Source organism: Legionella steelei (genome assembly GCF_001468005.1).
GTDB classification, from domain to species: domain Bacteria; phylum Pseudomonadota; class Gammaproteobacteria; order Legionellales; family Legionellaceae; genus Legionella; species Legionella steelei.
Window position 1 is genome coordinate 1,407,898 of sequence record NZ_LNYY01000019.1, and the last position, 25,889, is coordinate 1,433,786.

The following is a 25,889-nucleotide window of genomic DNA, read 5'->3' on the forward strand; positions in this document are numbered from 1 at the left end:
CGAACATAAAGTCAAGATGTTCACTATAATTAAAATAGACAAATAATTTAGATCCCTCTACACTTTGCACTAATTTTAACAAGAGATTAACTCACATGAACATCAGTGTATTTGATTTATTTTCAATTGGAATTGGCCCTTCAAGCTCTCATACTGTCGGCCCTATGCTTGCTGCAAATGCCTTTTTAAAATTGCTTGAAGACAAGCAGCTCATGAATCAGGTACAACGCGTTAAAACGGAACTCTATGGTTCACTGGCTTTAACAGGTAAAGGCCATGGAACAGATAAAGCCATTTTAAATGGGTTAGAAAACAAAGCCCCTGAGACTGTAGCTCCTGAATCCATGGTGCCACGCATGCATGAAATTCTTAGCACACATACACTCAATTTAGCAGGCAAGAAAAATATTAACTTTAATGAATCGACTGATTTTCTTTTTTTGCAAAAAGAGCTCTTGCCAAAACATTCTAATGGAATGCGGTTTTCTGCTTTCGACAATCAGAATAATTTATTGATTGACCAGGTTTATTACTCAATTGGTGGTGGCTTTATTACCACCGAAGAAGATTTTTCCAAAACCACTGAGGATACGAATCCACCTCCATATCCATTTTCAACCGCAGCCCAACTCTTAGAGTTATGCCAACAAAATGATTTAAGCGTTGCAGAATTAATGCTGATTAACGAAAAAACATGGCGCAGTACAGAGGAAATTCATCATGGCATTCTGGCCATTGCCAAAGTGATGAATGACTGTATCGCTAATGGGTGCGAGCATGATGGTATTTTACCAGGTGGACTTAATTTAAAAAGACGCGCCCCTGATTTATATCAAAAGCTTATGAATGAAAAGGGTGTAAAAAGTATTTTCGAACAATCAGATATCATGAACTGGTTAAATCTTTATGCTATGGCAGTCAATGAAGAGAATGCGGCTGGTGGACGTATCGTTACGGCGCCAACAAATGGTGCTGCGGGTATTATTCCTGCTGTCCTTAAATATTGTCAGCATGCACATGATAAAATGAGCAATGAAGTCATATACACCTATTTTCTCACTGCAGCAGCTATAGGCATACTTTATAAAAAAGGGGCTTCCATTTCTGGAGCTGAGGTAGGATGCCAGGGTGAGGTTGGTGTCGCCTCTTCTATGGCAGCAGCAGGTCTTACAGCCGTTCTTGGTGGTACTGTAGCACAAGTAGAAAATGCCGCAGAAATTGCAATGGAGCATCATTTAGGAATGACCTGCGACCCGGTTTTAGGTTTAGTACAAATACCATGTATTGAACGTAACGCTATGGGTGCTGTGAAGGCTGTAAATGCAACACGTATGGCACTTATTGGCGATGGCCAACATCAAATTTCGCTGGATAAAGTGATCAAGACTATGAAACAAACTGGAATGGACATGCAAAGCATCTATAAGGAAACGTCTATGGGTGGTTTGGCTGTTAATTTACCAGAGTGCTAAGAGCAGGCATAACTATCTATTCTGACATTCTGTTCTACCAATTTCTCTAAACTGGATAACTGATGTTCATGCATGGTCTCATAAAATAATAAAAACTCCTCCTCTGTAGTAGAGGAGGTTAACTCACTTACAATTCCCTCTAGTTTTTCCATTTTTTTATTAACTCTCATGTTTCGATATTCCTCATCACTAACTCTACCTTTAACAAAAAATAAATTCTTACTAATGGAGCCCCAGGCAGTTTCACCCTTCCCGTTGACAACCTCTTCTTTATGTTCTTCTGAATAGAGAACTTCTTTTTCTAATTCGGCGATTGAGTGTTTTGTACGTAATAGCCTGACTGGTAAGGAGCTAACTGCTATCTTAAAATTATAGATATCATCAAGTTCCTCCTCTGTATAACAATTAGTGAGGGATTCACGAATAAGCGCCAATATATTTATTGCTTCTTTCATTTTTGGTTCTTGTTGATGAGTACTCATATAATCATAAATCGGGCTGTACTTGTCCTGATTGGATAACATTGAAATACTATCGGCCACAAAATAAGCACATGCACGACCTGCTATTTGTAATGTGTCAACAGGAATATAAATCTTCAATGAACATAATTTACTTAAAGCGCCAAACCGCATTTTGCTGCTTAATGAGCTAACTAAAACTATAGATCGCATGAAGCCTAAGGGATCACAAATCAAAATATCTAAAGTAGGAGGCGTTTCTGATCCTTTAAAATTGAACTCTAAAAAGGACCAATGATTTAACCTTTCACTTCCGTCCCATTTTGAAATAGCAATTTGAAATCGTAAGTCTTCGCCACAATCCTTTACCATTCGCTCAATAATCTCTGTTAACCCATCTATTTCATCGTAACTCATTGCAAATGCATTAAAATGATCCCCACTTTTTTTCAATCGCCTCACTTTTTTTAAATATAAAAAAAATGCCATCAGGTTTTCTGGTATATTGCCGGGTTTGCCACTGAGTGCAAGTAATGACTTTATGTCTAAGATATTTTTCATGAGAGGCAGAATTTAATATTTAATTATTTCTTTTATTAATCTAAGTCAGATTAATGAAAATTAAAACAATTTTTAATAGTTATTAACGAAAACCCATGCATTCGCAGATTCTTTAGAAAAAAATAAATCGCTCATCGCATAACCAACGATCGCTGCAAGTGTGTCATTAAAATAAATCAAAGGAACTCGTTCTCTTAACCAGGGCGAAACACCCCACTCTTGGAATAATTTTTTTAACCGCTTGGTTTGTCCATGCCAGAAAAACTCTTCACCTCCTTGCCTAAATCGCACAAATATTTGCGTATTTTCAGGAATCACTAGACCTTGATTGCTTTTTTTTGCCAACAAATTAATCCCTGCATCAGCGATAATTAACGGTGAAGGAAATACGGACCATGCAACACAAGGCAACGGTTTTTTGGTTTTTTTTCTATCTAAATAGAGATGACCTTGATAACGACGCACACTCACGTCAGCCCAACTCACCTCGGGCATTGCGTCAGAACTTGCGAAGATCACCTCATCAATCAACCGCCCAAAGGTGGCTGTTGATGGCAATTGAACCCGATTATTTTTCAACCACACTCTAAGCGCATTCGCTATACGATCACGACTCAGTTCTTTTAATGAGGTGATTAATAAGACATTGTTTGTTAATACGTCTGAATTTTCTTCCAATGCAGTAGACTTCTTTCCAAACGCTACTATGGTGGATGTGGAAAGAGGACTAACATCTTGTGCCGCCAACGTATCTAAATTTCTTTTGGCTTGCTGACAATGAAGCGCAGCTCTTGCAATATTCCCCACTACTCCCGGCCATTTCTTTTGCAACAAAGGGATAACTTGTTGGCGTAGGTAATTTCGTGAATAATTGATGTCTTGATTACTCTCATCTTCAATCCAACTTAATTGATGCAAAACAGCATAATGCTCAAGTTGCTCGCGAGAATGACTTAAAAAAGGTCGAGCCATTCCCCCTAACTCAAATTGACCAAAATCCGACATCGCAGCCAAACCATCTACGCCGGCACCACGAAATAGTTGCAAAAGCACTGTTTCAGCTTGGTCATCTAAATGATGTCCTAAAATCAAGCAGTCTTGTTCTGTCATCAAGGAAGAAAAAACAGCATAACGAGCAATACGTGCGCCCTCTTCGATATTGGCAGCACGATCAAATTGCACGGATTGAGTCATGAAAGGAATATCTAAATTATGGCAAACCTGCTGACAGTGTGTTTGCCAAAGAGATGCATGAGCACTAATACCATGATTAACATGCACTGCAACTAATTTAGTGAGTAAAGATGGGTGGGACGCAAGAACATGTAAAAGCACCGTTGAATCAAGCCCACCACTAAACCCTACAATTAATTTATTAAAATGACTTAGGCGAGAAAACCACTCGACATTCAATAGAGGCTTAATCAGTTGCTCCCATAGCCATAAATTTCTGATATCTGTTTTCGACGAGTTGGTCCAGAGGCAATTTCTTTAAAGTACGCAACTCACTAAGCAAAATATCTTTTAAACGTGCTGCCATTTCATCGACATTACGGTGCGCCCCCCCCAATGGCTCAGGTACTACCATATCGATTAACTTATTTTCCATAATTTTATCTGCAGTGATTCTCATCGCACGAGCTGCTTCACTTGCTTTAGATGCATCCTTCCAAAGAATAGAAGCACAACCTTCAGGAGAAATTACGGAATAAATACCGAATTGCAGCATTAACACACGGTCACCAACACCGATTGCCAATGCACCACCAGAACCTGCTTCTCCGGTTACCACGCAGATAATTGGCGTTTTAAGATTTGACATCACAAAGAGGTTTCGAGCAATTGCTTCAGATTGATTGCGCTCTTCAGCACCAATCCCCGGGTATGCTCCTGCTGTATCAATAAACGTAAAAATAGGTAATTTGAATTTTTCAGCCATGTTCATTAAGCGCAACGCTTTTCGATACTCTTCTGGACGAGCCATACCAAAATTACGATATACTTTCTCTTTGGTGCGTTTGCCTTTTTGATGGCCAAGCACCATAACTGGCTCACCATTTAAGCGTGCCAAACCACCAATAATTGCAGGGGCCGCAGAACAACTTCTATCGCCGTGTAACTCCTGAAAATCAGTAAAAATACGTTCAATATAATCAGTAGTCTGTGGTCTCAGTGGATGCCTTGCCATTTGCGCTATTTGCCAAGGTTCCAGGTTTGAAAAAACTTGTACTGTTAAATCAGAACATTTTGCCTGCAATCGTGCTATTTCGTCACTTAAATTCACTTCGTTATCATGTCCTAACATACGAAGTGCTTCAATTTTTTGATTCAACTCTTCGATGGGTTGCTCAAAATCCAAAAACTGTCGGCTCATTGAATACTCTTTGGTGAATTAAATAATCATGGTATATGATAACCTTAACCGACAATTGATGCCAGATTCAAACAACGTATATGATCATCACAGGATTCAACCCTTTAAATACACAAAACTGCGTCTTAAATGAGGCTCGAATTGATCTTTGGCAATTTTCTTTAGTGCATGAATTAAATAATGCATATGAACTATTAAATCACGAAGAGCAAGCACGTGCGGAACGATTCTATTTCAGCAGGCATAAACGCCGTTTCTCTACTGCTCGTGCTACTTTGAGAATTATCCTGGCAAGTTACCTTAATATGCCTCCAGAAGAGTTGGAATTTACTTATAATAATCATGGAAAACCAGAGGTCATTAATACAACAAAACTGCAATTTAATATAAGCCACACCGGTGATTTAGCACTACTTGCAGTGGGAAAAGGTTTCCCCTTAGGCGTGGACATAGAAAAATATTCTGCTCGGCCTTATGAGGGCATTGCCAAAACTTTATTTTCCGATCATGAGTATGAAGAATTTATTAGAGTTCCACTCGCTTTAAAACCTGCTGTATTCTTCCATGTTTGGGCACAAAAAGAAGCATTTATTAAAGCCTGTGGCTTAGGCCTTTCGTATCCAACCAAACATTTTAGCGTACCCATATCGATACCAACAAAACAGCTGGTGAATGATCCATTGCATAATATGACGTGGCAATTACGCTCTTTTATGCCAGAAGTAGCCTGTAGCGGTGCTTTATGTCATCATCCCACCGTTAGGGAAATTAGACATGGATTTATTCATCTTCAACAAGATGCTCGCTTGATTTTTTAGGTTTCTATCAATGCACTTTACTTCTTCACAACTCACATTATTACAATTACTTGGTGATGGCGAATGCCATAGTGGCTCTGAGTTAGGGATAGCGCTGGGTATTACTCGTTCCGCTATATGGAAACAAATTAATCATTTAATTGAATCAGGAATCCCTGTAAAACGCATAAGGCATCAAGGTTACCAGCTTCCCAATCAATTGATTTTATTGAATAAACAACAGATTGCAGAACATCTTGCAGCAGCACAACGAACAACTCCGTTCAAGTTACACCTATTTACCAGCATTGATTCAACAAATCGTTATCTTAAAGATTTACCCCTGGCACATTCAGTTGATATTTGTTGTGCCGAAATACAAACTCAGGGCAGAGGTCGATTTGGAAGGCACTGGCACTCGCCTTTTGGAGAAAATATATATTGTTCGAGTCGTTGGGACCTCAACTATGATCTCACCAAACTTTCTGGATTAAGTTTAGTGACCAGTTTGGCCATTGTGGCAACGTTAAACGAGTTAGACATATCATCCAACATTAAGATTAAATGGCCCAATGATATTTTATGGGCTAACAAAAAATTATGCGGTAGTTTGATTGAAATATTGGCTGAATCGAACGGTAATATTCAAGTCATTATTGGTATTGGCTTAAACGTCAATTCGGACACCAAGAACCATCCTCTTCCAGATAAACCCTGGTGCTCACTATATGAAATAACTCAGAAACATTTTGATCGTAATTTCCTTATTGCAAAACTGATCACCAATTTAGAAACTTATTTAATCAAGTTTATTCACCATGATCTTAATTACTTTATGGATGAGTGGAGTAAATCGGATTATTTATTCGGAAAGAATATTCAAGTAACTCAATCGGCAAATACTTTTTCTGGGCTTGCTTGCGGAATTAATGAGTTAGGACAATTAATACTACAAGATGAGTCAGGCTTAAAGCACTTTCTCTCCTCAGGAGATACTTCACTTCACCAAAAATCATAAGCAGTTACAACAGAATAGATAACGGAAAGTTTGTCCCGAGCATTTTTAAGTGCTCGGAACCGGATGAGCTGCGAGGAAATCGATTATACTGCTTCTTCAGATTCGTCTGATTGTTTTTCTTGCTGTATGCGTAAATAAATTTCTTCACGATGGACAGATACATCTTTAGGTGCATTAATACCGAGACGTACTTGATTACCTTTTACACCTAGTACGGTAATATTAACATCATCACCTATGATTAATGTTTCACCAATTCGTCGAGTTAAAATTAACATAAAAATCTCCCTAACAAAGCAGCTACCTATTCCTCCACAGAACGCAATCCATGGTATTCTTGATAGCCAAAAACGACTAAAAACAAATTTATATTTGCTATTCGAATTTAATTTTACACTGTGATTATTAACGCAGTATTAAGAAATCGATTAATTTTACTTTTTTACTAGAAAAAATCCATTTTTAACTAAGGTTTATTTACAATTCGCTAGTTTGAGGCAAAATGATGCGATTTTAGAAGGCAAATAAAACCCTAAGTAAAATTAATAAGTAAGTGCTGTTGGATACATTGGAAACTTTCGTTCAATTAGATAATATATGAACAACATAATAATAATTTGCATGAATAAAAATCCAAAATGAATCCTATGCTCCTGAATCAGCAACACCAAAACTAAAAAGGATACATTCATTACTGTTTGTCCCAATAAAATTGTTGGAACACTAACCCCTGACTGTCTTAATCGCTGATAAGCATGTTTTTTATGCGCTGCAGACCAGTTTTCTTTATGAATCATTCTGCGCAATAAAGTAATAGTCGAATCAAAAAGAAATAAACCGTTTAGCATAAACCAATAAAAAATTGGGATTTGAAATTTTTGTTGTGCGATTAACGCGATACAAAAAGTAATCAATCCTAAAGTCGCACTACCAACATCTCCCATAAACAATTTTGCGGGTGGGAAATTAAAAAATAAAAAGCCTATAAGGCTAAAAATTAGTATAAGGCAAAAACTTTGGTAAAACGTCGCATGCATCATACCGAAGAGAATTGCATAGGCACAAAATAAAAAAACAGATTGCAATGCACAAAAACCATCAATGCCATCCATAAAATTAAAATGGTTAATGGCCCAGATAACCGCGAAAAAAATAAACGGGATAATAAAAAAAGAATAGTGAACTGCAATAAAACCAAAATCCAATTGCTCAGGTCGTATAAAAAGAGCAATGAATAAGGCAACACCACTTTGGGCAAAAAACCTCGGTTTTACTGATAAATTATATAAGTCATCAAGAAAACTAATTGCCGCAAGAAAAAAAATACAGAGCATGAACGGTAACTGCTCAAAAACAGATGTATGTGTCACATAGCAAAGAAGAGGCAAAGCCAGCACAGACAACCCAATAAAAATAAGTCCTCCACCCCTGATTGTTGGGATAGTATGCATGGAGCGATTATTGGGTTTATCCATAAGACGGGTATTCTGTGCAAAAACACAGAATACTTTTGTCAGTACAATGGAACACGTTAAAAAAAAGATACTAAGAACTAAATTCACTTTGATACCATTCAACAGTTTTTTTCAATCCTTCATCCGAACTAACAGGAGGCTTCCAGCCTAACTCTGATTTGATTTTGTTGTTATTGATCTCTAAGGATGAAAGTAAGCGATTACTCAATTTTTTCATTCCTAAAAGCTGAAAACTTTTTTCCAGCAAACGTTCAGGCACAGGAATTAAGCGAGTTTTTGTATTCATTTTTTGTGCGATGAGATGCATTAATGAGGGTACAGAAAATGAATCATCATCAGCAACCAAATAGGTCTGATTAGCCGCTGCGGGATGAGTAACTGAAATACATAATGCCGAAACCAAATTCTCAATAAAAATAAAATGACGCTTATTCTGTATGCTCGCAAAAGGTAAAGGCATTCTCTTCTTAACTAAGTGCAGCATTTTTAAAAAATTAGCCTTAACCTCTGGTCCATAAACTAATGGCGGTCTAAGAATAACCACTTCCAAAGAAGAATTTTGGCTGATTGTTTGTAAATATTGCTCAGCATATAACTTGCTGTGCCCGTAAGGATCTTCCGGTTGTGCTTTGCTTTCTTCAGAAAAGGGTTGTCCCTTTAATGTAAACTCACCATTTACTTTAATTGAACTCAAAAATATAAATCGTTTTACTTGATGTTTCGCTGCCTGTTCTGCAAAATTTTTTGTTGCTTCACTATTTATTTTATAATAATAATCGGAGTCTGAAGCATTTTTTTCCTTCATTACATGGACTCTGGCTGCTAAATGAATAACTACATCGATTCCAGAAAGTGCTTCGCTCCAATCAGTCTCTGATTCTAATTTATTCACTTTGATTTGTTCGGCTTTGAGCCAATTAACATTTTGAGATACTGCACATCGAACATCATGACCAGCACTGATAAGAGCGGGCACTAATTTTCTTCCAATGAATCCCGTGGCACCAGTAACTAATATCTTAGGCATAATAAATCCTGAAAATTCAACCGCATTTGCTTCATTATCAACTGATGACGAGCACTATATACTAATACATTAAAAGATAACAATAAATTATCTATAAATTTTTCCTTGGTCAGCAGTCGCAAATTTCCTCCATTTAAGGATATACTTACCAAACCTTTTTAAACCGGAATTTTTGCATGTCCTTGAAGGCCATGTACAACGACATCGCGGAACACTATGCTATAGCCAATCGTTTTGGTGCAATTAGCCAGAGTCATCAAGTAGCAATTGAACAAATGAAAAGCTTTTATTTGGGTATGAAGCCTCATTATAAAGTTCTTGATTTGGGTATTGGTGATGGTGCATTTCTCAAAAAACTACAACAAATAATGCCGCAAGCCGAATTTACAGGAATTGATGTTTCCTCTGAAATGTTAAAACGAGCTCGCGAAACATTACCTGTAATTACTATAGAAGGAAGTGCAGCACAAGCCAATAAGTTCCTCCCCCCTCATAGCCAAGATTTAATCCTAGCGCATTTTATTAATGCCTATATCCCCATTAAGGTTTTATTTAATGAGGCGAAACTACTGACCCGCGCAAATGGTCATTTTTCAATGATTACTACAACCTATGATTCGTTTCCAGTCGCGCAACAACGCCTCGCTGAATTTATTACGGAAGACTCCATCTTAAGTAGTGTTGTTGGTCATTATTATAAATCCATTGTAAAAAATACCACGGTTGCCGCCAATAACAATGAATTGATGCAAGCATTTCAACAACATCAATTCGAAGTCATTGCACATCAACGTTTGGAAATACCCATAACGCTGAATACCATTGATGAATTAGCGCTTTTTGGTATTGAAGGTACTTGGTTTCTCAATACATTATCCATTAGAATGTTGCCAAAAATATTTTTAATTCAAAGGCTTAAGCGACTTTTCAGTAAAATATTCACCTTCCCCTATCATGATACTCACATAATTGATGTCGTTCTTGCCAGAAAATGATAATCTGAAATAATTATCTTTAGGTGATGAGGGAAAAATGATTTCTCAAGAAGTGAAAAACTATTTGCCTGAATTAGCTCTGCGACAAAAACAAGCCAGTAACATCATATACATTACCTTTTGGAGCCAGTTTTCTGTATATGCGCTTAATACCATAATGGTTCTATTTTTAACTCGCCCCGTATGGTCTCAAGGTTTAGGATACAGCCAAGCCAAAGCATATGCATTTATTGGAGTGGCTCATGCAATGGGCTATTTGATGCCTATGCTTGGTGGGTATATGGCTGATACTGTAGTCGGAATCAGGCGATCAATACTTCTCGGCAGTATCATGTTGGCCACTGCTTATTTGCTCATCATGATTAGTGGATACACCGTAAGTTCTCTAGGAGACACTTTTTTTATTGCTGCCTATGCATTTGTTCCTGCGACCAACTCTCTCTTAATGGGAACCTCCTCAAGCATGGTGTCGCATATTTATTCCGATGATGCGATTAAAGCAAAATCAGCCATGACATACTATTACATAGCAATTAATGTGGGTGCTTTATTAGCAACGCTAATTGCCCCATTACTCTTTGAAAGCCGTTATGGCCCACTTTCCATACTGACCTTAGCCTTTGTGGGTAAGTCAATTGCTGCGTTAAATTTTGCAAAACGTTACTCTATTTATGAAAATGTGATTTGGGGCAAAGATCAATCCAAACTGTCTCAATCAGGCATCCTGCGTTTAATTGCCTACATAGTTACCATTTATGTACTGACTTTATTTGCCTATTCTCATGTTTATATTGCAAGCACAATCATCGCTACGGGTTGTGGGATAGGAATTGCATGGTTTTTAAAGAAAACGCTAACCCTTACAGGGAACATTCGCGACAAACAAATGATTGCTCTTTTACTCATCATTGAAGCAGTCGTATTTTTTGTTATCTACAACCAAATGAATAGCACCTTAATTTTGTTCGCAGAAAATAATTCCGATCATAATTTATTTGGTTTAACGGTATCTCCCGCTCATTATCAAATACTAAATCCATTACTTATCTTAGCTATTGGCAGTCAGTTGCCCCGTTTTTATAAACTGTTCCCACGCTTCACAATTCCCTATCAATTTGCTGCAGGAACCGCCCTTGCGGGAGTTGCTCTTTTGGTTATGGCATTTGCTGCTTCGACTACTACAGATGGAATAATTAATGGCAATTACATTGCATTAACTTATATTCTCATTTCAATTGCAGAATTATGGGTCAGCGCCATTGGTTTAAGTATGGTTGGTCTGTATTGTGACAAACACTCAATTGCTTTTGCCATGGGGGTATGGTACCTGGCAAGTTCTCTGGCACATGCCATCTCAGGTAGGATTGCCGCTTGGGTCGCAATACCCAATACTGTTCACTCGGCCATAGAAAGCCTACCTTATTATGAAAACTATTATTTAGTTTTGGGAATAACCGCTATGGTACTTGGCACACTCATGTATCTTTTTGCGTATGTTTTACAAAAGTTCATGCGAAAAAGAGGTGTGATTTTAGGTTAAACGTACCAAGCTTTATTGCATTAATTTTAACATTCAAGATGTTAATAAATGCAAATGGCACTTCTTTTAATCTTAAAGTAAATAAGACACTTGCGTGTACTTTACATAATTCGTACTCTATGTTTTTTTGATCATAGTGTACGATTATATGAAGATTTATTTCCAAAATATTACATTTCAAGGCAGCCCTTTAATATGGGAACTGGATGAAAAAACTCATAAAGCGACATGCTTATTATATTGTATTAAAAAAGAGAGTTATTCTCGATTTGAACCTAAAATAGACCTCGAGATGTTTAAAAAATTTCCTGGCGTCATTATTGATGATGGGGCAGTTATTATTAAAGATGTCAGAACATTTACCGAGGCGTATCAAAGCTTAGAGCACCTTAATAAACTAAAAGATACAATTGTTCAACCTAAAGCCGCCATACTAAGGCAACAGAGTACTTTTTTTCAATATAGAAAAGATAAAGCACTCGAAGGCTCTACTCTCTTTTCAACTCGTAATAATATTCGTAGGCACAGTGCATCCGCTGCCACCCTCACCTTGTATGCTCGCATCATTTTGGATGAACTAATCAAAAATGATCATGAGAATTCTTCTTTATGGGGAGATACAGTTGCGTATGAAACCTACTTTGAGAAAAAAACAAGTAATGACGCTAAAGCACGTGGGGCCATTCTCCTGCAATCGGCGACCTCACTTAATATCATGGTGCAATATAAAAAAAATCATCGCCTTTATCCTTTAAAATCGCAGCTAATCCAAGAAATTCGAGGGCTGTTGGATGTACTTGATCCAATTTATATCAGTTGGTGTACTGAAAAAATGACACACACAAACAGAAAAGCAGTTTTTGATTATTTTCAAAATGCGGTATTAGAAGCCATGCTTAATGGAAAATTAAATAATAAGGCAACTGAGTTTGAAACACCCGAACTAGATCAGTTAAATCCAGCACTAAGAGAATATGCAATCGGAAAAGCACGTGCTTTACGAGCCGAAGTCATGCTCATGAAATTCAATGTACTAATTAACTCAGAATTAACTCCTGAGCTCGCGCTCAATGAAAAAGAGGCAAAAAAAGTTCTGCCAAAAATTACTTCCTTTCGTAACTTTGTGCTCAAACAGCCTATAGAGGTCATTGAAGATATAAAACAAAAGCTAAAAAAGATAGCCGATTTGGTTATTCAATCAGGAATTGTTGAAGAATCTAATCTAAAACTCAGTATGCAGCTAAATCAAGAGTTGAGTAGTAAAGCACCAGTGGTTATGAATTTTTATTCATTTCAGAACCTGTTAAACATTCAATTGAACAAACAACTGACAACCCATAAAAAAGAGTTAATACCTGATCTTGTCACTAAAGTAGCTAAAGAAACGATAATTCAAATCAATAAAACTTTTACACAGGAACATAGCCAGTATATTGCGCCACTTTCAAACGTAGTGGATAGTGATTTTTACTTGTGCCAGGAATGTGCTGATCAATTAGCTGTTGAATTGGCAGAAATTAAACTGAAACATCCTAAGGATGAGAAAAAAGTACTTGCCTATAGCCATGCGGTAGCAGATAAAGTGGTGAATCTCTTGCAACACCAAGTGCATAAACTCAGCCCTACTGATCATAAAGTTACTGCAACAAGCTCTATGTCTCTTATGTAGGGATTCAGTGTTTTTAGCTTGGGTGAAGACGTAAGCTGTAACCCGCGGAATCTGCAGAAAAACCCGGTTTCCGCTGCGCTGCTTCACTCAGGCTGAATAAATTAATTATCTAAACCCAAATTATCTTGCTTAAAAATTCTATCTGCACGATAGCTAGAACGCACCAATGGACCAGAAGCTACTTCAAAAAATCCTTTCTGCAATCCAATCTGTCTTAGTTCAGCAAAAGTCTCGGGAGTCACATAACGTGCAATAGGTAAATGGTTTTTTGTGGGCTGCAAATATTGTCCTAGAGTAAGAATATCTACATTATGCGCGCGTAGATCATCCATTGTTTGCACAATTTCCTCGTCCGTTTCACCTAAACCTAACATTAAGCTGGTTTTTGTCAGTACATCAGGTCGATAACGTTTCGCGTATGCAAGTACATTCAACGTTTGACTATAGCCTGCTCTATTATCACGGACTGGGTGTGTCAAACGCGCTACAGTTTCTACATTTTGTGCAAATACATCAACACCACTATCCAGTAATACTGCGATGTCTTTTTCTACACCTTGAAAATCAGGGGTTAATGCTTCAACTTTAGTTTTTGGAGAACGTTGTTTAATCGCTTGTATCGTCCGTGCATAATGATTAGCACCGCCATCAGGCAAGTCATCCCTATTTACTGAAGTTAACACCACATAATCAAGATTCATTAATGCGACGGTATTTGCCGTATTTTCTGGTTCGTGTGCATCCAGCCAACCATGAGGATTGCCTGTATCTACCGCACAAAAACGACATGCGCGTGTACAGACAGATCCCATTAACATGATTGTTGCAGTACCATGCGACCAACACTCAGAAATATTAGGGCATTTTGCTTCTTCGCAAACAGTAGATAGGCGATGCTTTTGTACTTGCTCTTTTACCTGGTGATATGCTGGAGTAGTATGGTTTACTACGCGTAACCATTTAGGTTTAGGCAAACGCTCATAAGCATGTTCTGTTGCTTTGACGCCATCTTTAATTGCTGTTACGCCATGAGATGTTTTATATTTTTGCCCGCTCTCTACAACAACTGGAATATCAATGAGCTTACTCATGTTATCACCTGAAAAACAAAGAGAGATGATAATCCCAAATCATCAAAATAAGATCAAGTCAAATTTAAAAAGTATCCACACACCGCCAGGATAAATAAAGTCACCATAGATACTCCAAAGTATGGCAAGATAAAGGGATAAGCGATTAAACTTACTGCAATTGCGATCAGAAACAATAAACCAATGTTGATAAATTTTGTTCTTAATGCGGCAAAACGTTCCACCTTAAGTAAGACTAAGTAGATAAATAAAATCAAAATTAAAGGAAGTATGTATATTCCCTGATAAAGCAATTGATACAAACTTGTTTGCGAACCCGTTAAATGCTGATCATTTAACCATTGTTGGAAGATGGTCGCCCAATTCATCACACAAGTTTGTTGATAAATTGTAGTGATTAATCCTAATAAGAAAGCCAATAAAAAGTATAAAACACTAGAAGACTGTTTTTTAAGATAATGTATTACAAAATAAATAGTGAGTGCTCCTAATAATGCAGCAGGAATACGCAACCAAGGCAATAGCTCAAAAAATACATTGGGATAAGCCTGTTGAAAATAATGAACTATTGCTACTGAAAAGATAAATAGGAAGCCCGCGATAATTTGTTTTTTCTTTTGAGTTTCAATAAAGAGAAAAGCAAGAAATCCAGCGAAACAAAAGAATGCACAAGGGCTAAAAGAATCCATAAATGCTATGGTTGTTGTAAACTGTAACCTAGATGGTTTCTCTACCAATCCGGTAATAAAACGATTTGCATTAGCTAAATGTCGCAATGCATCTACAGTTGTTTGCGTTAGCTTACCTTTTTTTTGAATTTGTTGCTTACAATAATTAATTCCTTGTAATAAATCTTTTCCAGTGGTTTCTGCTGAGGTAAATCCTACCCAGCGTGAATTACAAAAGTAGATTGATGGAACAGCAAAATCATCCATTTGCTGTGCACTCAATAATTGATAAAAACGACCCAATGCATTTTTATCCTGGTTAATATAATATCGTTGAACATGCAGATCAGGGTTTTTCGCTTCTAGATCGCGAAAAAATGCATCCGCATTTTGACAATGGGGGCATGTGGATGACAAAAACATTTCGATGTTGATAACAACTTGGTTATCTGTACTTTTGGAATACCATGTGGGCGATAATTCAGTAGCCCACGCAGGAACTTGAAATATCAAAAAAATTAAAATCAATCTGAAGACTGTTTTCATATGAGCCATGAGTACATTAAAAAAGATACTATATCATCCTAAAAAATTCTGTTAATAGGTATGGATGTAATTTTCTAATTGCTCAATCACTCTAGCCTTATCTTCCAATAAATGATAAAGCACATCACCAATGGATAAGATAGCTATAATCCCATCAGTTTCGTCACGAATTAACACATGTCTTCTTTTCGTTGCAGTCATTGCCTGCATCGCTTTTTCCACGACATCATTAGAGTTAAGAATCGTGACGTCCTTATTGACCACATCAGAAACTTTTCCTGTTTCCAGATTAATGCACCTGTGTAAGCAAGAACGAACAATATCCCGCTCACTCACTATACCTACTAATTGGTTGTCATTATCCATTACAACCAATGCTCCAATATCATATTCTGTCATCATATCAATACTTTTTTTTACAGAATCGTTTGGACTAATATAGATCATTTCTCGTCTTGGCGTTGGCAAAGCATTATGAATTAGGTCAGCCATTTTATTCTCCATTTGAATACACTTAACCATTTGTATAAATATAGTACAAATGGAGAATATTTAAGCTTATGGACGGATAATTATATTATTTTCTACTGCACGTACACCTGGAACCTGACGAGCGATCTGTTCTGCAACATCACTTTGACGAATTTTCTTAACATAGCCAGTAAGAATCACAACATCTTGTCTTGTTTGAACACGTACATGAGCTATCGCAAGATCATCATTACGCATCAAAGCTTCTTGCACTGCTTGCGATAAATTTGTGCTTGTAGCAGTTGACGGTGTAAAAGGTCTAAATATATTGGAGGTCGCCTGATTTGACTGACAGCCAGCTAATGAAAATAGAAAAAAAACAACAAGAATATTAAGTACATACTTTTGCATAAAAAGTCTCCGATATCAATTCAAACAATCCAACCATACTTAGTGCAATGATTTATTTTCATGCTACAACCTTAGTAAAAATGACGCTGTAGTATTGGGTAAAGACACTCAAGTAAAGTGAATAGTATGTACTTTAACTGATTAATATACAAATAAATATCGCAGAGGCTATACTATTTTATAATAATAACGGTGATAAGACTGAACCCATGAAAAAAATGGCTCATGTTACTACAAAAGAAAATAAGTCATCACAAAAAGGAAAAGTAAAAAAGAAACCCTCTGCGACTGTTAATCGCAAAGAAAATGCGGCAGCTACCTACGATATATTTAATTTGATTGATAAATATTTTCAAGCCAATCTTGGGAAATTCACTGCGAGCATCAGCCCAGCCTCTGTAGCAACTTCTTATTTTTCATGGGGGGCGCAACTGTTACAGGCCCCAGGCACTTTTTTGAAATTAAATCTTTATCCTTTGATGCATTGTGCTGATTTTAGCAAACGACTTATAAATCATGAGAAACCAGGCAATGGTGAGGACGTGCGTTTTCATACGGATAAGTGGAGCCTCTATCCATGGCGCTTGTGGGCTGAACTATTTTTACAAATGGAAAATTGGTGCTTAAACGCAGCCAACGAAATCCCTGGATTAAATGAGCCAAACCAACGCATTGTATCATTCACCATAAAACAACTTCTTGATGCGATATCCCCCTCCAATTTTGTTTTGACCAATCCAGATTTGCTGCAAGAGACATTGAATTCATATGGAGAAAATTTAATTCGTGGTACACAATTGGGCTTACAAGATTTCGTTGAGAAATTAACTGGGAGTCCTCCGGCGGGCGTTGAACATTTTATCCCAGGAAAACAAGTTGCTCAGACTAAAGGTAAGGTTGTCTTTAAAAATCATTTGATTGAGCTCATTCAATATGAAGCGCAAACCAAACAAGTTTATAAAGAACCCTTGTTAATTCTCCCTGCCTGGATCATGAAATATTATATACTCGATCTCCTTCCAGAAAACTCTTTAGTAAATTGGTTAGTACAACAAGGACATACAGTATTTATCGTTTCCTGGCTCAATCCCACTTCAAAAGACAGGAATTTAGCAATCGATGATTATTATCGGCAAGGCGCTGTGGCTGCGATCGATAAAATATCAACCATAATCCCCAATACAAAAATTCATTTAATGGGGTATTGTATTGGAGGGACTTTAGCTTTGATTACCGCAGCAACTATGGCCAAAGACCATGATCATCGACTGAAAAGCCTGTCACTACTCGCGGCTCAAGGTGATTTTACTGAGGCAGGCGAGTTATTACTCTTTATTAATAACAGCCAGGTATCTTTTTTGGAAAACATTATGTGGGAAAAAGGCTATTTAGATACTAAACTCATGGCTGGAAGTTTCCAAATGCTACGCTCGTATGACTTGATTTGGTCGAAAATGGTGCAAGACTACATGCATGGAACCCAAAGAGGTATGATCGCCCTATTGGCTTGGAATGCAGATACAACACGCATGCCTTATAAAATGCACAGTGAATATCTTGAAAAATTATTCCTTAAAAATGAATTCTCTGAAGGTCAATATACTGTTGAAGGAAAGCATATCGCACCAGAAAACATCAGATTACCCGCATTCGTAGTCAGTACAGAGAAAGACCATGTGAGTCCATGGAAATCCGTCTATAAAACTCACTCATTGATTAAACGAAAGGATATTACTTTTGTTTTGACTAATGGAGGTCATAATGCAGGTATAGTGAGCGAACCCGGACATCCAGGACGCAGTTATTTGATTCGTGAACAAAAAAAGGAAGAAACATATATTTCTCCCAAGCATTGGTTAGAAATAGCAGAGCATAGAAAAGGCTCATGGTGGATTGCCTGGCATGATTGGTTAGTGAAACAATCGGGTGAAAAGACATTCCCCCCTAAAATTGATAAGAATTTACCTGATGCTCCAGGAGAATACGTGTTACAAAAATAAAAAATGATTTTAAAATTGGATATAAAAACATGGATAAAGACTACTACAAAATAATGGGAATAAGCGAGGATGCCTCTGAAAAAGACATTAAGATGGCATATCGAAAACTGGCTCGAAAATACCATCCGGATATCAGTAAAGAACCCAACGCTGAAGAGCAATTTAAAGAAATGGGTGAAGCTTATGAAGTGTTAAGAGACCCAGTAAAAAAAGCAGAGTATGATAATTACAGAAAAAATAAAGCGTTTCACCAACAAAGGACGCATACCTATTCACATCCTGAAGATTCTGAACAGTTTTATAGTGGTCCATTAAATGAAGATTTATTTGAAACTTTATTTGGCCATTCTCGTTATCGTCAGCAACCGATGGCAGGTCAGGACTATCATGGAAAAATAAATATAAGCCTGGAAGAAGCCTTTACAGGAATCGTTAAAAACATCCAGATTCCAAGTGCGCTCGATGCGCAAGCCAGCCAAACCTTGAAAGTAAAAATACCAGCAGGCGTAAAATCAGGTCAGCAAATTCGTCTGGCAGGTCAAGGTGCACCAGGTATGCAAGGAGGCCCACGTGGAGATATTTATTTAACGGTACAGGTTGATAAACATTCTCTTTTTGATGTCATGGAGGGTGATATCTATCTCACGCTACCGATTACTCCTTGGGAAGCAGCTTTAGGAGCAACAGTTGTAGTTCCTACTTTGGGAGGAAAAATCGATTTAAAAATTCCTCCTGGATCTCAAGGAGGACAAAAATTAAGACTGAAAAATCGTGGGTTACCGGGTGCCCCAACTGGGCATCAATATGTACTTCTAAAAATTATTACTCCGCCAGCAACGACTGAAGACGCAAAAGAGCTGTATAAGAAGATGGCACAGGTAATGCCTTTTAATCCACGTGACAAGATGGGAGCATAAGCATGAAACAAGACAATACAATCATTGGCGTGCTTATTGAGGAAACTACAACTATCTCTTTCAATGAGGTATGCCAAACCTATCATATACCTAAAGAATTATTGATTGAAATGGTCGAATATGGCTTATTTTCATGCAAAACAACAAAACCAGAGCACTTAAAATTAAATCAAAAGGATCTTCGTAAAATTGAATCTGCCTTTCGCTTACATCGAGATTTAGGAGTTAATCTACCCGGAGTGGCACTCGCATTAGATTTATTAGAAAAAATAGATTTATTAAATGAAGAGCTTGATATTTTAAGGAAACATTTTTGATTTGATTTATGAACTTGTAGCCTGGGTGCAGCGTAGCGGAACCCGGGAAATAGTGGTTGTAGAGTCCCGGGTTTCGCTGCGCCGCACCAGGCTACAATATTAAAAAAACCCTATAAAAATTACGCAAGCAGATATTGCTACACATTGCGAAATGGTAATACAATGGTTAAAGGACACTCTTTTAATTAAGCAAAATCTATGCGCCCTTTGTTTATCATTTTGATTGTTTCTCTAGTTGTTTTACAGCATAAGCTATGGCTGGGCGATGGAAATTTGATTCAGTGGCATAATCTTGAAAAAAAATTGGCTGCTCACGAGCAGGAAAATAACAAACTTACAACACGTAACCGCGTACTTGAAGCAGATATCAGAGAGTTAAAGAACGGTGACCAAGCTCTGGAAGAGCAAGCTCGTTATGAACTCGGAATGGTAAAAGCCAGTGAAGTCTATTTTCAATTCGTAGATTAGAATAATCTATCATCAGTACCTGTTTAGACAATCGCTGCCCACTTAATGCATTTTGATCCTGGGTTACAGCTTTATATCTCTTAAGTGCCTGTTCAGAGGGTACACTTAATTTTGGTGAAAGGCTGGATTTTCTCACAAGATGTGTCAAATACAGCCTTTCGTTACATGAGACACTATACAGCCAACAATTCGAGATACTCAGGTGGTTGCTTTTCCCAAAGACTTAACACAAACCCTCCACCTCCTGATCCCGTTGGTTTTACAGCGAGGGCTCCTTCTGCAATCAATCGATTCATATGTTGTTGTAAGCTTTCGCTAACCAGGTTCCATTGATAAAAACAATCAGCAGCCCTATTAATCGCCTGAGTCAAAGAGTTTATGGCATAGTCATCACCCTGCTCTAAGGCTTTTCTCGCTTCTTCAACTGCATCGACCATTTGCACATCAATTTGCTGGGCCAAAACAGGATTTTCAGTCCATAAATTTTGGACCTGGTGGATACAATGCGATGTAATGCCAATTTGTTTGCATGAAGATAAAAAAAACTGAGGATAAATTTTTTGCTGCAGTGGAATAATACTCCCAGCTTTAAAATAAACCCCGCTTTCCGCAGCAACCCCTGCTACATCAAGTCCACTACTCTTTCCATGGAATAAATGCTCTAATTCCTTTGCAAAATCATTGCACTGGCTTAGGTCTATCATGTTCTGTGTACAAAACCAACGGCTCATTGCCACACAAAGAGCGGCTGAAGCCCCCATTCCTGCACCCACAGGAATTGTACTATCTAAATGAAAATGACCGTCGATTTGATTTAAGGAGCGCCCTAATAGCTGCATCCCATGTTCTAGCACACTCCAAAACAGAAGTTGCATATCAGCACCACTACTCCCTGTATAATCAGCTCCTAAAGAAGAGCCTGCAGCAGAGTATCTCAAAGTTAATTTTTTTTCCTTAATTGGAAATACTAAGGCAGGATGTCCTCGTACTACCGCATGCTCACCTGCTAAAATCCATTTGCCAAAAGTTGTGGTTTCAAAATCAAAGAACGTCATAATTGCCTACTAAATAATCACGTTTAAATTCACGTGCTAATTCTGTTTGGTCAGGGCGATATAATAAATGAATGTTTGGCCCAGCATCCATAGTCACTATGGGACCATCACCTTTTTTATCCCAAAAAGCCTCGAGCTTGTGCAAGAGATCGACACAACTTTCTGTCATGTACGTAAAAGGTTGTTCGCAGGTATTAAACAAACGATGCATATCTTGAAATTCTCGCCAGCATATATCATGAGCCGAGGTCCAATCTTGAGTCATTAATGCATCCAACAAAAGTTTTAAATTTTCTCTTGCTCTTTGACTACGTGTTTCATAAAAGGGACTACTTTTTACCCGCTGATGTGCTTCGCTGGAAGGAACTTCTTTTTTCTTATTACTAATCACCACACCTTGGTAAATTAATTCTTGATAAGGCAAATCGACCGCTTTTACCTCATTATCCTCCCATAAGGCCCAAGGAGAATAAAAAGATCGGCACGATGAACCAGATCCCAGACGGCTTAACTGCGCTTGTTCTTCAATAGAAGGCACGGGTTTATTCGTTAACTCACTTAAGGCAATAACAGCACAACGTGTTAACGCCGCAAAACTTGAAGCAGAACTTGCCATGCCACTACTGTGAGGAAAATTATTGCAAGACTGCACCAAAAAACCACCGTCATAATCAAAATATGCTTTTATGCGCACTAAATGATTAAGAAACCTTTTTTGTCCCTCTGCAGACAAAACAAAATTCTCAATTCCACCAGGTATAATCAGCGGTTCCCAAATATCTTTTTTTGAGCTTGTTTTTTCAAGTCTTACAGTACTTATAAGCTCATTTAATGTATAAGATATCGACGGGTTATCAGGACTGTTTGAATGATTATCCTTTTTTCCCATATATTTGATCAGAGCAATATTAGCTGGGGCATGGGCTAGCCAATACATAATTTTCTCCTTGGAATCCATAAACTATTTCAAGTCGCTTGGGTGAACATATAAGCATAGCCCCGATAAAGCAGAATTTTGGAGCTATGTATAAAAAAAGTTAAAAGACTCTGTTTGCATTTCACTACATTGAACCCCCAAAACCTAATTTTCGCACACTGATATGCAGCATACACACAGTATGTGGACATTAAAGTGCAGAAAAGCAGGATAGATTGGCTAGGATAATAGAAATGTAAACAAGCCTCAATCATATCGTACGTAATTTTGAATTAGCCAATTGCGCAGTAGGTGTACCAGGATAAGCTCTTACTACTTGTTGCAAGAACTTCTGAGCCTCTTGCTTATTACCCTGTGCGGCATAGGCATAACCAGTCTTGAGCATACTTGCAGCAGACTTACTTGAGGTGGGGAATTGTTGTAAAACCACATTAAAATGTTCAATGGCATTGGGATAATCTTTTTTCGCTAAATAAAGTTCACCAAGCCAATATTGAGCATTTGCCGTATAACCACCCTTAGGATATTTTTGCACAAACACATTCATAGAGCTGATGGCATCATCAAATCGCTTGTTTTTTACTAATTCATAAGCTGCCAAATAACTAATTTGTTCGTCAGCAGGATTCGCTCTCGAAGTAGAAACAGCAGGTACTGGAACTGGTGTTGGCGCTGATTTACTTGTTTGAATATTTGATGCAGGTACAACTGCTTTAGGGGCTGGCTCCTTAGAACCAACGGAAAGATCCAGGGCAGGTTTATTTGATGTTTTACTTGGCGATGCTTTAGCAGAACTGGTTCCACCACTTAAACGCGCATCTAAATCTTTATAAAAAGCAACTTGTTGTTGCTGTAACAATTTTAAATCGTGAGCTTGTACTTCTAATTGTCCACGAAGTTCTTGTACTTCTTGTTGTAAGCTTTGGATTTTATCAATCAGCTTAGCATTATCTGTGATATTACTATTTGAATCATTTGCCTGATCATCTTTAGCCAGCGCACGTTCATCATCAATTTGAGAATTATCTAGTGCGTAATTCTCATTCCGAGCCACATCAAACTGTCTGCTCTCTTGTGGCTCACTGTACTTTGAGCCAACAACAGGCGCTTCATACGCCTGTTGTTCCTCACTAATTGCAAAATTATCACTATCATCGACCACAGGCGCCTCTGACCAACAAGCCAAAGGAAGTATTAACATAAAGCCTGCAGCGATAATGTGTTTTTTGCAATTAATCATCTTGTTGCCTCATAAGTAAATTCAACACGTCGGTTTTGTGCGTGTGATGCTTCATCATGTCCTAAATTAATTGGACGCTCTTTACCGTAGCTCACAACACGAACTTGTTGTCTGTTAACACCAGCCATACGTAAGATATCAGCTACAGTGTTTGCGCGGCGCTCTCCAAGAGCTACGTTATATTCACGGCTTCCACGCTCATCAGTGTGTCCAGCTACTAACACACGAGCACCAGGATGTGTCTTCAGGTATTCTGCCTGAGCGTTAATAGACGGTAAATATTTGGGAGCCAAATTACTGTCATCGTAGGAGAACAAATACAATTGATTATGAGGTGCCTTAGTTGTGTAAGACTCACCTGGTTCTTGACCAGCAAAATGAGTAAATTGTCCTAGACCTTGAGCAGAAGCCTCAGCGTCAGTCACACCTACTCCAGCACTACCTGGCGTTTTAGAACACGCAGCAACTAAAACAGCACTTGCTACAAGCAGACCCAATTTACATAATGATCCGGCTTTCATCCTCAATCTCCTTTGTTCTTTTTATTATTAATAAATCGCAAAATCCCATATAGGGCTCATGGGGACACATTGTACAATTCTTTTTATTTTTTGGCTACAGTATTCATCGTACCAACCTGTACGATCATAGGTTGCAGGCTGGGCTATTAAGTCCAGCGTTTGTTGCGTTAATTCCTACGCTCCAAAATGTTCATTATGAAAACCATCACTGTAATCTCAATTAACAAGCAGCTTATCCATAGTGTTCATACATTGGCATTGTTACATGCTGGGCTTAGTAGCCCAGCCTACGTTTGTTTGAGCTATTTTGACAAAAAATTACCCAACATATACAGAAATGACGATACTCTATTGTTGAATATGAGACACCACAAAACGAGCAAGACTCGCAGTAAACAATTGTGTTGCCTTATTGGCTGCAATGACACCACCATAAGGAGTATCACTAGGACAAGGAATCTGTAAGTTGACAATCCGCGAAGCAAGCACTCTATTATCACTAACATGTGTCAAAACCATTTTGACCGAAAGCTCTAGTACACTTGGTTTTTTGAGGAAATTTTGCTCAAGTGAAAGCAATTGGGTATCCACTCGATAATCTACACCCAAAGTATACGCATTGGACGTAACGGCTTTAAAAAGATTTGCTCGTTGTAAACTCTGTAGAATCAAGGGATAGAGCATATCTGCCGGTGGATTTACCCATGCATTTTTTGCAAAAGCCTCGAGTTCGAAGGGCTTTTTAATATAAAGCATTTGTTCGGTTTGATAGCCTGCTGCAGCTTCTGGTGCGGTAACTAATAAAGTAACCGGCAGCGGATTCTTTGCTAACTGTTTGGTACTGTATGCACTCAACTGATATTGATTTTTTACAGAGACCTTCACCGGCGAGCATGCACTAAGCAACACCACGCTTAAACTTATAAGAAAAACAGTCAACTTTTTCATCATTTATTCTCCAGGCCCAGGTTGTGGCGGTTTACTGCCACGAATAACCACCGCAGGGTTCTGACGCATTTCACTGCTCACCTTTTCCAAATTTGCAGAAATTGCATTCAATCTTCTTAATAAAACAACAGCCGGGGGAAGCGCTTCCTGGGAAATTTTATCCAACGTACTTTTCCCTGATCCCATCGTTTTTGATACGCTATTCCCAGCCTTACTTAAACTGTCTGCCATAGTCTCAAACTTAGATATCCCAACTCGCAACTCATCAAGCATGCGCGGAAAATCACGACTTGCCTTGGCAAGATTATCCATAAAAGCATTAACATTTTTACCATTACCTGCCAAATCTTTAGAAAAATGATCGATATTAGCCAATATATGGCGTACATGTTTTGCATTTTCTTCGTTAAATAGACGTTGTGCTTCAGCACTTACCGTATTTATATCTTCAGACACCTTTTTTAAAATGCCATCTAATTGATTAAAGACCGAAGGTTTTGAAGGAATCACTGGAAAAGGTTCGCCGGGCATTTGTTGAATTGGAGTCAAATCAGAAGTACTTGCGCTTAAACCAATGTAGCTGACACCAGTAATTCCTTGGGAGTTTAATGTCGCATAAGTACTGGTAGTAATTGGTGTATCTTCTTCAATATTCAATAAAATTTCGACTTGTCTTGGATCACTTTGATTTAATCTGATTTCTTTTACATAACCCACTTGCACACCGTTGAACTTTACAGAGGCATCTTTCGTCAGACCAGTAGCTGCTTCGTGCATGTAAACAGTATAAGTTGTATATTTTTTTTGATTAAAACCAACAGACAACCACAACATGGTCGCCACCAGTCCTACGAACAATGTGAGTACGACTACACCGACTATGGTGTAATTGGTTTTCGATTCCAAGTAT

At 38.0% G+C, this 25,889-nt stretch carries 26 protein-coding genes; 10 read left to right on the plus strand and 16 right to left on the minus strand.

Annotated elements, in window-relative coordinates:
* Positions 1-95: 95 nt before the first annotated feature.
* On the plus strand, positions 96-1,472 hold the full coding sequence (locus Lste_RS10380; RefSeq protein WP_058510945.1) for an L-serine ammonia-lyase: 1,377 nt from the start codon (positions 96-98) through the stop codon (positions 1,470-1,472).
* Here the strand turns inward: Lste_RS10380 and Lste_RS10385 are convergent.
* From Lste_RS10385 to Lste_RS10395, 3 genes are all read right to left on the minus strand, one after another.
* Positions 1,469-2,494 (minus strand): hypothetical protein, encoded by a 1,026-nt coding sequence (locus Lste_RS10385; RefSeq protein WP_058510946.1) that lies wholly within the window; start codon positions 2,492-2,494, stop codon positions 1,469-1,471. The genes Lste_RS10380 and Lste_RS10385 overlap by 4 nt on opposite strands.
* A 72-nt stretch (positions 2,495-2,566) precedes the next feature.
* Positions 2,567-3,922 (minus strand): tRNA lysidine(34) synthetase TilS, encoded by a 1,356-nt coding sequence (gene tilS / locus Lste_RS10390; protein WP_058510947.1) that lies wholly within the window; start codon positions 3,920-3,922, stop codon positions 2,567-2,569.
* The gene (locus tag Lste_RS10395) at positions 3,915-4,868 is read right to left on the minus strand and encodes an acetyl-CoA carboxylase carboxyltransferase subunit alpha (protein WP_058510948.1); all 954 of its coding nucleotides are present in this window, start codon (positions 4,866-4,868) and stop codon (positions 3,915-3,917) included. Before Lste_RS10395 ends, tilS begins: the two co-directional genes overlap by 8 nt.
* An 80-nt stretch (positions 4,869-4,948) precedes the next feature.
* On the opposite strand from Lste_RS10395, the gene Lste_RS10400 reads away from it, so the two are divergent.
* Together Lste_RS10400 and Lste_RS10405 are read left to right on the plus strand one after the other, a co-directional pair.
* Positions 4,949-5,686, plus strand: coding sequence for a 4'-phosphopantetheinyl transferase family protein (locus Lste_RS10400; RefSeq protein ID WP_058510949.1), 738 nt, complete (start codon positions 4,949-4,951; stop codon positions 5,684-5,686).
* Between the two features lie 10 nt (positions 5,687-5,696).
* A complete protein-coding gene (locus tag Lste_RS10405; protein ID WP_058510950.1) occupies positions 5,697-6,683 on the plus strand; it encodes a biotin--[acetyl-CoA-carboxylase] ligase in 987 nt (328 codons plus the stop codon).
* Positions 6,684-6,766: 83 nt separating this feature from the next.
* On the opposite strand, the gene csrA is transcribed toward Lste_RS10405, so the two are convergent.
* From csrA to Lste_RS10420, 3 genes are all read right to left on the minus strand, one after another.
* Positions 6,767-6,961 carry a carbon storage regulator CsrA gene (gene csrA / locus Lste_RS10410; RefSeq protein ID WP_010654169.1) on the minus strand — a complete coding sequence of 65 codons (195 nt, stop codon included), beginning with the start codon at positions 6,959-6,961 and terminating at the stop codon, positions 6,767-6,769.
* Positions 6,962-7,225: 264 nt separating this feature from the next.
* Positions 7,226-8,245, minus strand: a complete 1,020-nt coding sequence (locus Lste_RS10415; protein WP_193393401.1) for an MraY family glycosyltransferase — start codon at positions 8,243-8,245, stop codon at positions 7,226-7,228.
* Entirely contained in the window at positions 8,229-9,185 is a 957-nt protein-coding gene (locus Lste_RS10420; RefSeq protein WP_058510951.1) for a UDP-glucose 4-epimerase family protein, read from the minus strand. The genes Lste_RS10415 and Lste_RS10420 overlap by 17 nt, the downstream gene beginning before the upstream one ends.
* A gap of 176 nt (positions 9,186-9,361) precedes the next feature.
* Between Lste_RS10420 and Lste_RS10425 the strand changes: the two genes are divergently transcribed.
* The 3 genes from Lste_RS10425 (at position 9,362) to Lste_RS10435 (ending at position 13,389) form a co-directional block, all read left to right on the plus strand.
* The gene (locus Lste_RS10425) at positions 9,362-10,180 is read left to right on the plus strand and encodes a class I SAM-dependent methyltransferase (RefSeq protein ID WP_058510952.1); all 819 of its coding nucleotides are present in this window, start codon (positions 9,362-9,364) and stop codon (positions 10,178-10,180) included.
* Positions 10,181-10,217: 37 nt separating this feature from the next.
* The gene (locus Lste_RS10430) at positions 10,218-11,720 is read left to right on the plus strand and encodes a peptide MFS transporter (protein ID WP_058510953.1); all 1,503 of its coding nucleotides are present in this window, start codon (positions 10,218-10,220) and stop codon (positions 11,718-11,720) included.
* Positions 11,721-12,012: 292 nt separating this feature from the next.
* Positions 12,013-13,389, plus strand: coding sequence for a hypothetical protein (locus Lste_RS10435; RefSeq protein ID WP_237760465.1), 1,377 nt, complete (start codon positions 12,013-12,015; stop codon positions 13,387-13,389).
* A gap of 101 nt (positions 13,390-13,490) precedes the next feature.
* On the opposite strand, the gene lipA is transcribed toward Lste_RS10435, so the two are convergent.
* The 4 genes from lipA to Lste_RS10455 form a co-directional block, all read right to left on the minus strand.
* Entirely contained in the window at positions 13,491-14,480 is a 990-nt protein-coding gene (lipA, locus tag Lste_RS10440) for a lipoyl synthase (RefSeq protein ID WP_058510955.1), read from the minus strand.
* 53 nt (positions 14,481-14,533) lie between these two features.
* Positions 14,534-15,694 (minus strand): hypothetical protein, encoded by a 1,161-nt coding sequence (locus Lste_RS10445; RefSeq protein ID WP_058511717.1) that lies wholly within the window; start codon positions 15,692-15,694, stop codon positions 14,534-14,536.
* A gap of 51 nt (positions 15,695-15,745) precedes the next feature.
* A complete protein-coding gene (locus tag Lste_RS10450; protein WP_058510956.1) occupies positions 15,746-16,186 on the minus strand; it encodes a CBS domain-containing protein in 441 nt (146 codons plus the stop codon).
* 66 nt (positions 16,187-16,252) lie between these two features.
* A complete protein-coding gene (locus tag Lste_RS10455) occupies positions 16,253-16,576 on the minus strand; it encodes a BON domain-containing protein (RefSeq protein ID WP_058510957.1) in 324 nt (107 codons plus the stop codon).
* Positions 16,577-16,785: 209 nt separating this feature from the next.
* On the opposite strand from Lste_RS10455, the gene Lste_RS10460 reads away from it, so the two are divergent.
* The 4 genes from Lste_RS10460 to ftsB all read left to right on the plus strand — a co-directional run bounded on the left by Lste_RS10460 (position 16,786) and on the right by ftsB (position 20,278).
* Positions 16,786-18,576 (plus strand): PHA/PHB synthase family protein, encoded by a 1,791-nt coding sequence (locus tag Lste_RS10460; protein ID WP_058510958.1) that lies wholly within the window; start codon positions 16,786-16,788, stop codon positions 18,574-18,576.
* 29 nt (positions 18,577-18,605) lie between these two features.
* Complete coding sequence (locus Lste_RS10465; RefSeq protein ID WP_058510959.1) at positions 18,606-19,493, plus strand: DnaJ C-terminal domain-containing protein; 888 nt, start codon at positions 18,606-18,608, stop codon at positions 19,491-19,493.
* A 2-nt stretch (positions 19,494-19,495) separates the two neighbouring features.
* Complete coding sequence (locus Lste_RS10470) at positions 19,496-19,810, plus strand: chaperone modulator CbpM (protein ID WP_058510960.1); 315 nt, start codon at positions 19,496-19,498, stop codon at positions 19,808-19,810.
* Between the two features lie 198 nt (positions 19,811-20,008).
* Positions 20,009-20,278, plus strand: a complete 270-nt coding sequence (gene ftsB / locus Lste_RS10475) for a cell division protein FtsB (protein ID WP_058510961.1) — start codon at positions 20,009-20,011, stop codon at positions 20,276-20,278.
* A gap of 173 nt (positions 20,279-20,451) precedes the next feature.
* Here ftsB and Lste_RS10480 read toward each other — a convergent pair whose 3' ends face one another.
* From Lste_RS10480 to Lste_RS10505, 6 genes are all read right to left on the minus strand, one after another.
* Positions 20,452-21,333 carry a mevalonate kinase family protein gene (locus Lste_RS10480; RefSeq protein ID WP_058510962.1) on the minus strand — a complete coding sequence of 294 codons (882 nt, stop codon included), beginning with the start codon at positions 21,331-21,333 and terminating at the stop codon, positions 20,452-20,454.
* The gene (locus tag Lste_RS10485) at positions 21,320-22,270 is read right to left on the minus strand and encodes a diphosphomevalonate decarboxylase (RefSeq protein WP_058510963.1); all 951 of its coding nucleotides are present in this window, start codon (positions 22,268-22,270) and stop codon (positions 21,320-21,322) included. The genes Lste_RS10480 and Lste_RS10485 overlap by 14 nt, the downstream gene beginning before the upstream one ends.
* A 250-nt stretch (positions 22,271-22,520) precedes the next feature.
* Complete coding sequence (gene ybgF, locus Lste_RS10490) at positions 22,521-23,510, minus strand: tol-pal system protein YbgF (protein WP_058510964.1); 990 nt, start codon at positions 23,508-23,510, stop codon at positions 22,521-22,523.
* Complete coding sequence (gene pal, locus Lste_RS10495) at positions 23,507-24,031, minus strand: peptidoglycan-associated lipoprotein Pal (RefSeq protein ID WP_058510965.1); 525 nt, start codon at positions 24,029-24,031, stop codon at positions 23,507-23,509. The genes ybgF and pal overlap by 4 nt, the downstream gene beginning before the upstream one ends.
* Positions 24,032-24,379: 348 nt before the next feature.
* Positions 24,380-24,979: an ABC-type transport auxiliary lipoprotein family protein gene (locus tag Lste_RS10500; protein ID WP_058511718.1), complete on the minus strand. Its 600-nt coding sequence runs from the start codon at positions 24,977-24,979 to the stop codon at positions 24,380-24,382.
* A gap of 3 nt (positions 24,980-24,982) precedes the next feature.
* Positions 24,983-25,885 carry an MlaD family protein gene (locus tag Lste_RS10505; RefSeq protein ID WP_193393402.1) on the minus strand — a complete coding sequence of 301 codons (903 nt, stop codon included), beginning with the start codon at positions 25,883-25,885 and terminating at the stop codon, positions 24,983-24,985.
* Positions 25,886-25,889: the final 4 nt, after the last annotated feature.

Bases quoted from the DNA above. Each gene is read 5' to 3' on its own strand.
- Lste_RS10455 (WP_058510957.1), bottom strand. From the start codon at position 16,576: ATGCAAAAGTATGTACTTAATATTCTTGTTGTTTTTTTTCTATTTTCA.
- Lste_RS10420 (WP_058510951.1), bottom strand. From the start codon at position 9,185: ATGCCTAAGATATTAGTTACTGGTGCCACGGGATTCATTGGAAGAAAA.
- Lste_RS10430 (WP_058510953.1), top strand. From the start codon at position 10,218: ATGATTTCTCAAGAAGTGAAAAACTATTTGCCTGAATTAGCTCTGCGA.
- Lste_RS10395 (WP_058510948.1), bottom strand. From the start codon at position 4,868: ATGAGCCGACAGTTTTTGGATTTTGAGCAACCCATCGAAGAGTTGAAT.
- lipA (WP_058510955.1), bottom strand. From the start codon at position 14,480: ATGAGTAAGCTCATTGATATTCCAGTTGTTGTAGAGAGCGGGCAAAAA.
- ybgF (WP_058510964.1), bottom strand. From the start codon at position 23,510: ATGATTAATTGCAAAAAACACATTATCGCTGCAGGCTTTATGTTAATA.
- Lste_RS10425 (WP_058510952.1), top strand. From the start codon at position 9,362: ATGTCCTTGAAGGCCATGTACAACGACATCGCGGAACACTATGCTATA.
- Lste_RS10405 (WP_058510950.1), top strand. From the start codon at position 5,697: ATGCACTTTACTTCTTCACAACTCACATTATTACAATTACTTGGTGAT.
- Lste_RS10445 (WP_058511717.1), bottom strand. From the start codon at position 15,694: ATGAAAACAGTCTTCAGATTGATTTTAATTTTTTTGATATTTCAAGTT.
- Lste_RS10450 (WP_058510956.1), bottom strand. From the start codon at position 16,186: ATGGCTGACCTAATTCATAATGCTTTGCCAACGCCAAGACGAGAAATG.
- Lste_RS10485 (WP_058510963.1), bottom strand. From the start codon at position 22,270: ATGTATTGGCTAGCCCATGCCCCAGCTAATATTGCTCTGATCAAATAT.
- Lste_RS10470 (WP_058510960.1), top strand. From the start codon at position 19,496: ATGAAACAAGACAATACAATCATTGGCGTGCTTATTGAGGAAACTACA.
- pal (WP_058510965.1), bottom strand. From the start codon at position 24,031: ATGAAAGCCGGATCATTATGTAAATTGGGTCTGCTTGTAGCAAGTGCT.
- Lste_RS10400 (WP_058510949.1), top strand. From the start codon at position 4,949: ATGATCATCACAGGATTCAACCCTTTAAATACACAAAACTGCGTCTTA.
- Lste_RS10460 (WP_058510958.1), top strand. From the start codon at position 16,786: ATGAAAAAAATGGCTCATGTTACTACAAAAGAAAATAAGTCATCACAA.
- Lste_RS10385 (WP_058510946.1), bottom strand. From the start codon at position 2,494: ATGAAAAATATCTTAGACATAAAGTCATTACTTGCACTCAGTGGCAAA.
- Lste_RS10500 (WP_058511718.1), bottom strand. From the start codon at position 24,979: ATGAAAAAGTTGACTGTTTTTCTTATAAGTTTAAGCGTGGTGTTGCTT.
- Lste_RS10480 (WP_058510962.1), bottom strand. From the start codon at position 21,333: ATGACGTTCTTTGATTTTGAAACCACAACTTTTGGCAAATGGATTTTA.
- Lste_RS10435 (WP_237760465.1), top strand. From the start codon at position 12,013: ATGTTTAAAAAATTTCCTGGCGTCATTATTGATGATGGGGCAGTTATT.
- Lste_RS10380 (WP_058510945.1), top strand. From the start codon at position 96: ATGAACATCAGTGTATTTGATTTATTTTCAATTGGAATTGGCCCTTCA.
- ftsB (WP_058510961.1), top strand. From the start codon at position 20,009: ATGCGCCCTTTGTTTATCATTTTGATTGTTTCTCTAGTTGTTTTACAG.
- Lste_RS10465 (WP_058510959.1), top strand. From the start codon at position 18,606: ATGGATAAAGACTACTACAAAATAATGGGAATAAGCGAGGATGCCTCT.
- csrA (WP_010654169.1), bottom strand. From the start codon at position 6,961: ATGTTAATTTTAACTCGACGAATTGGTGAAACATTAATCATAGGTGAT.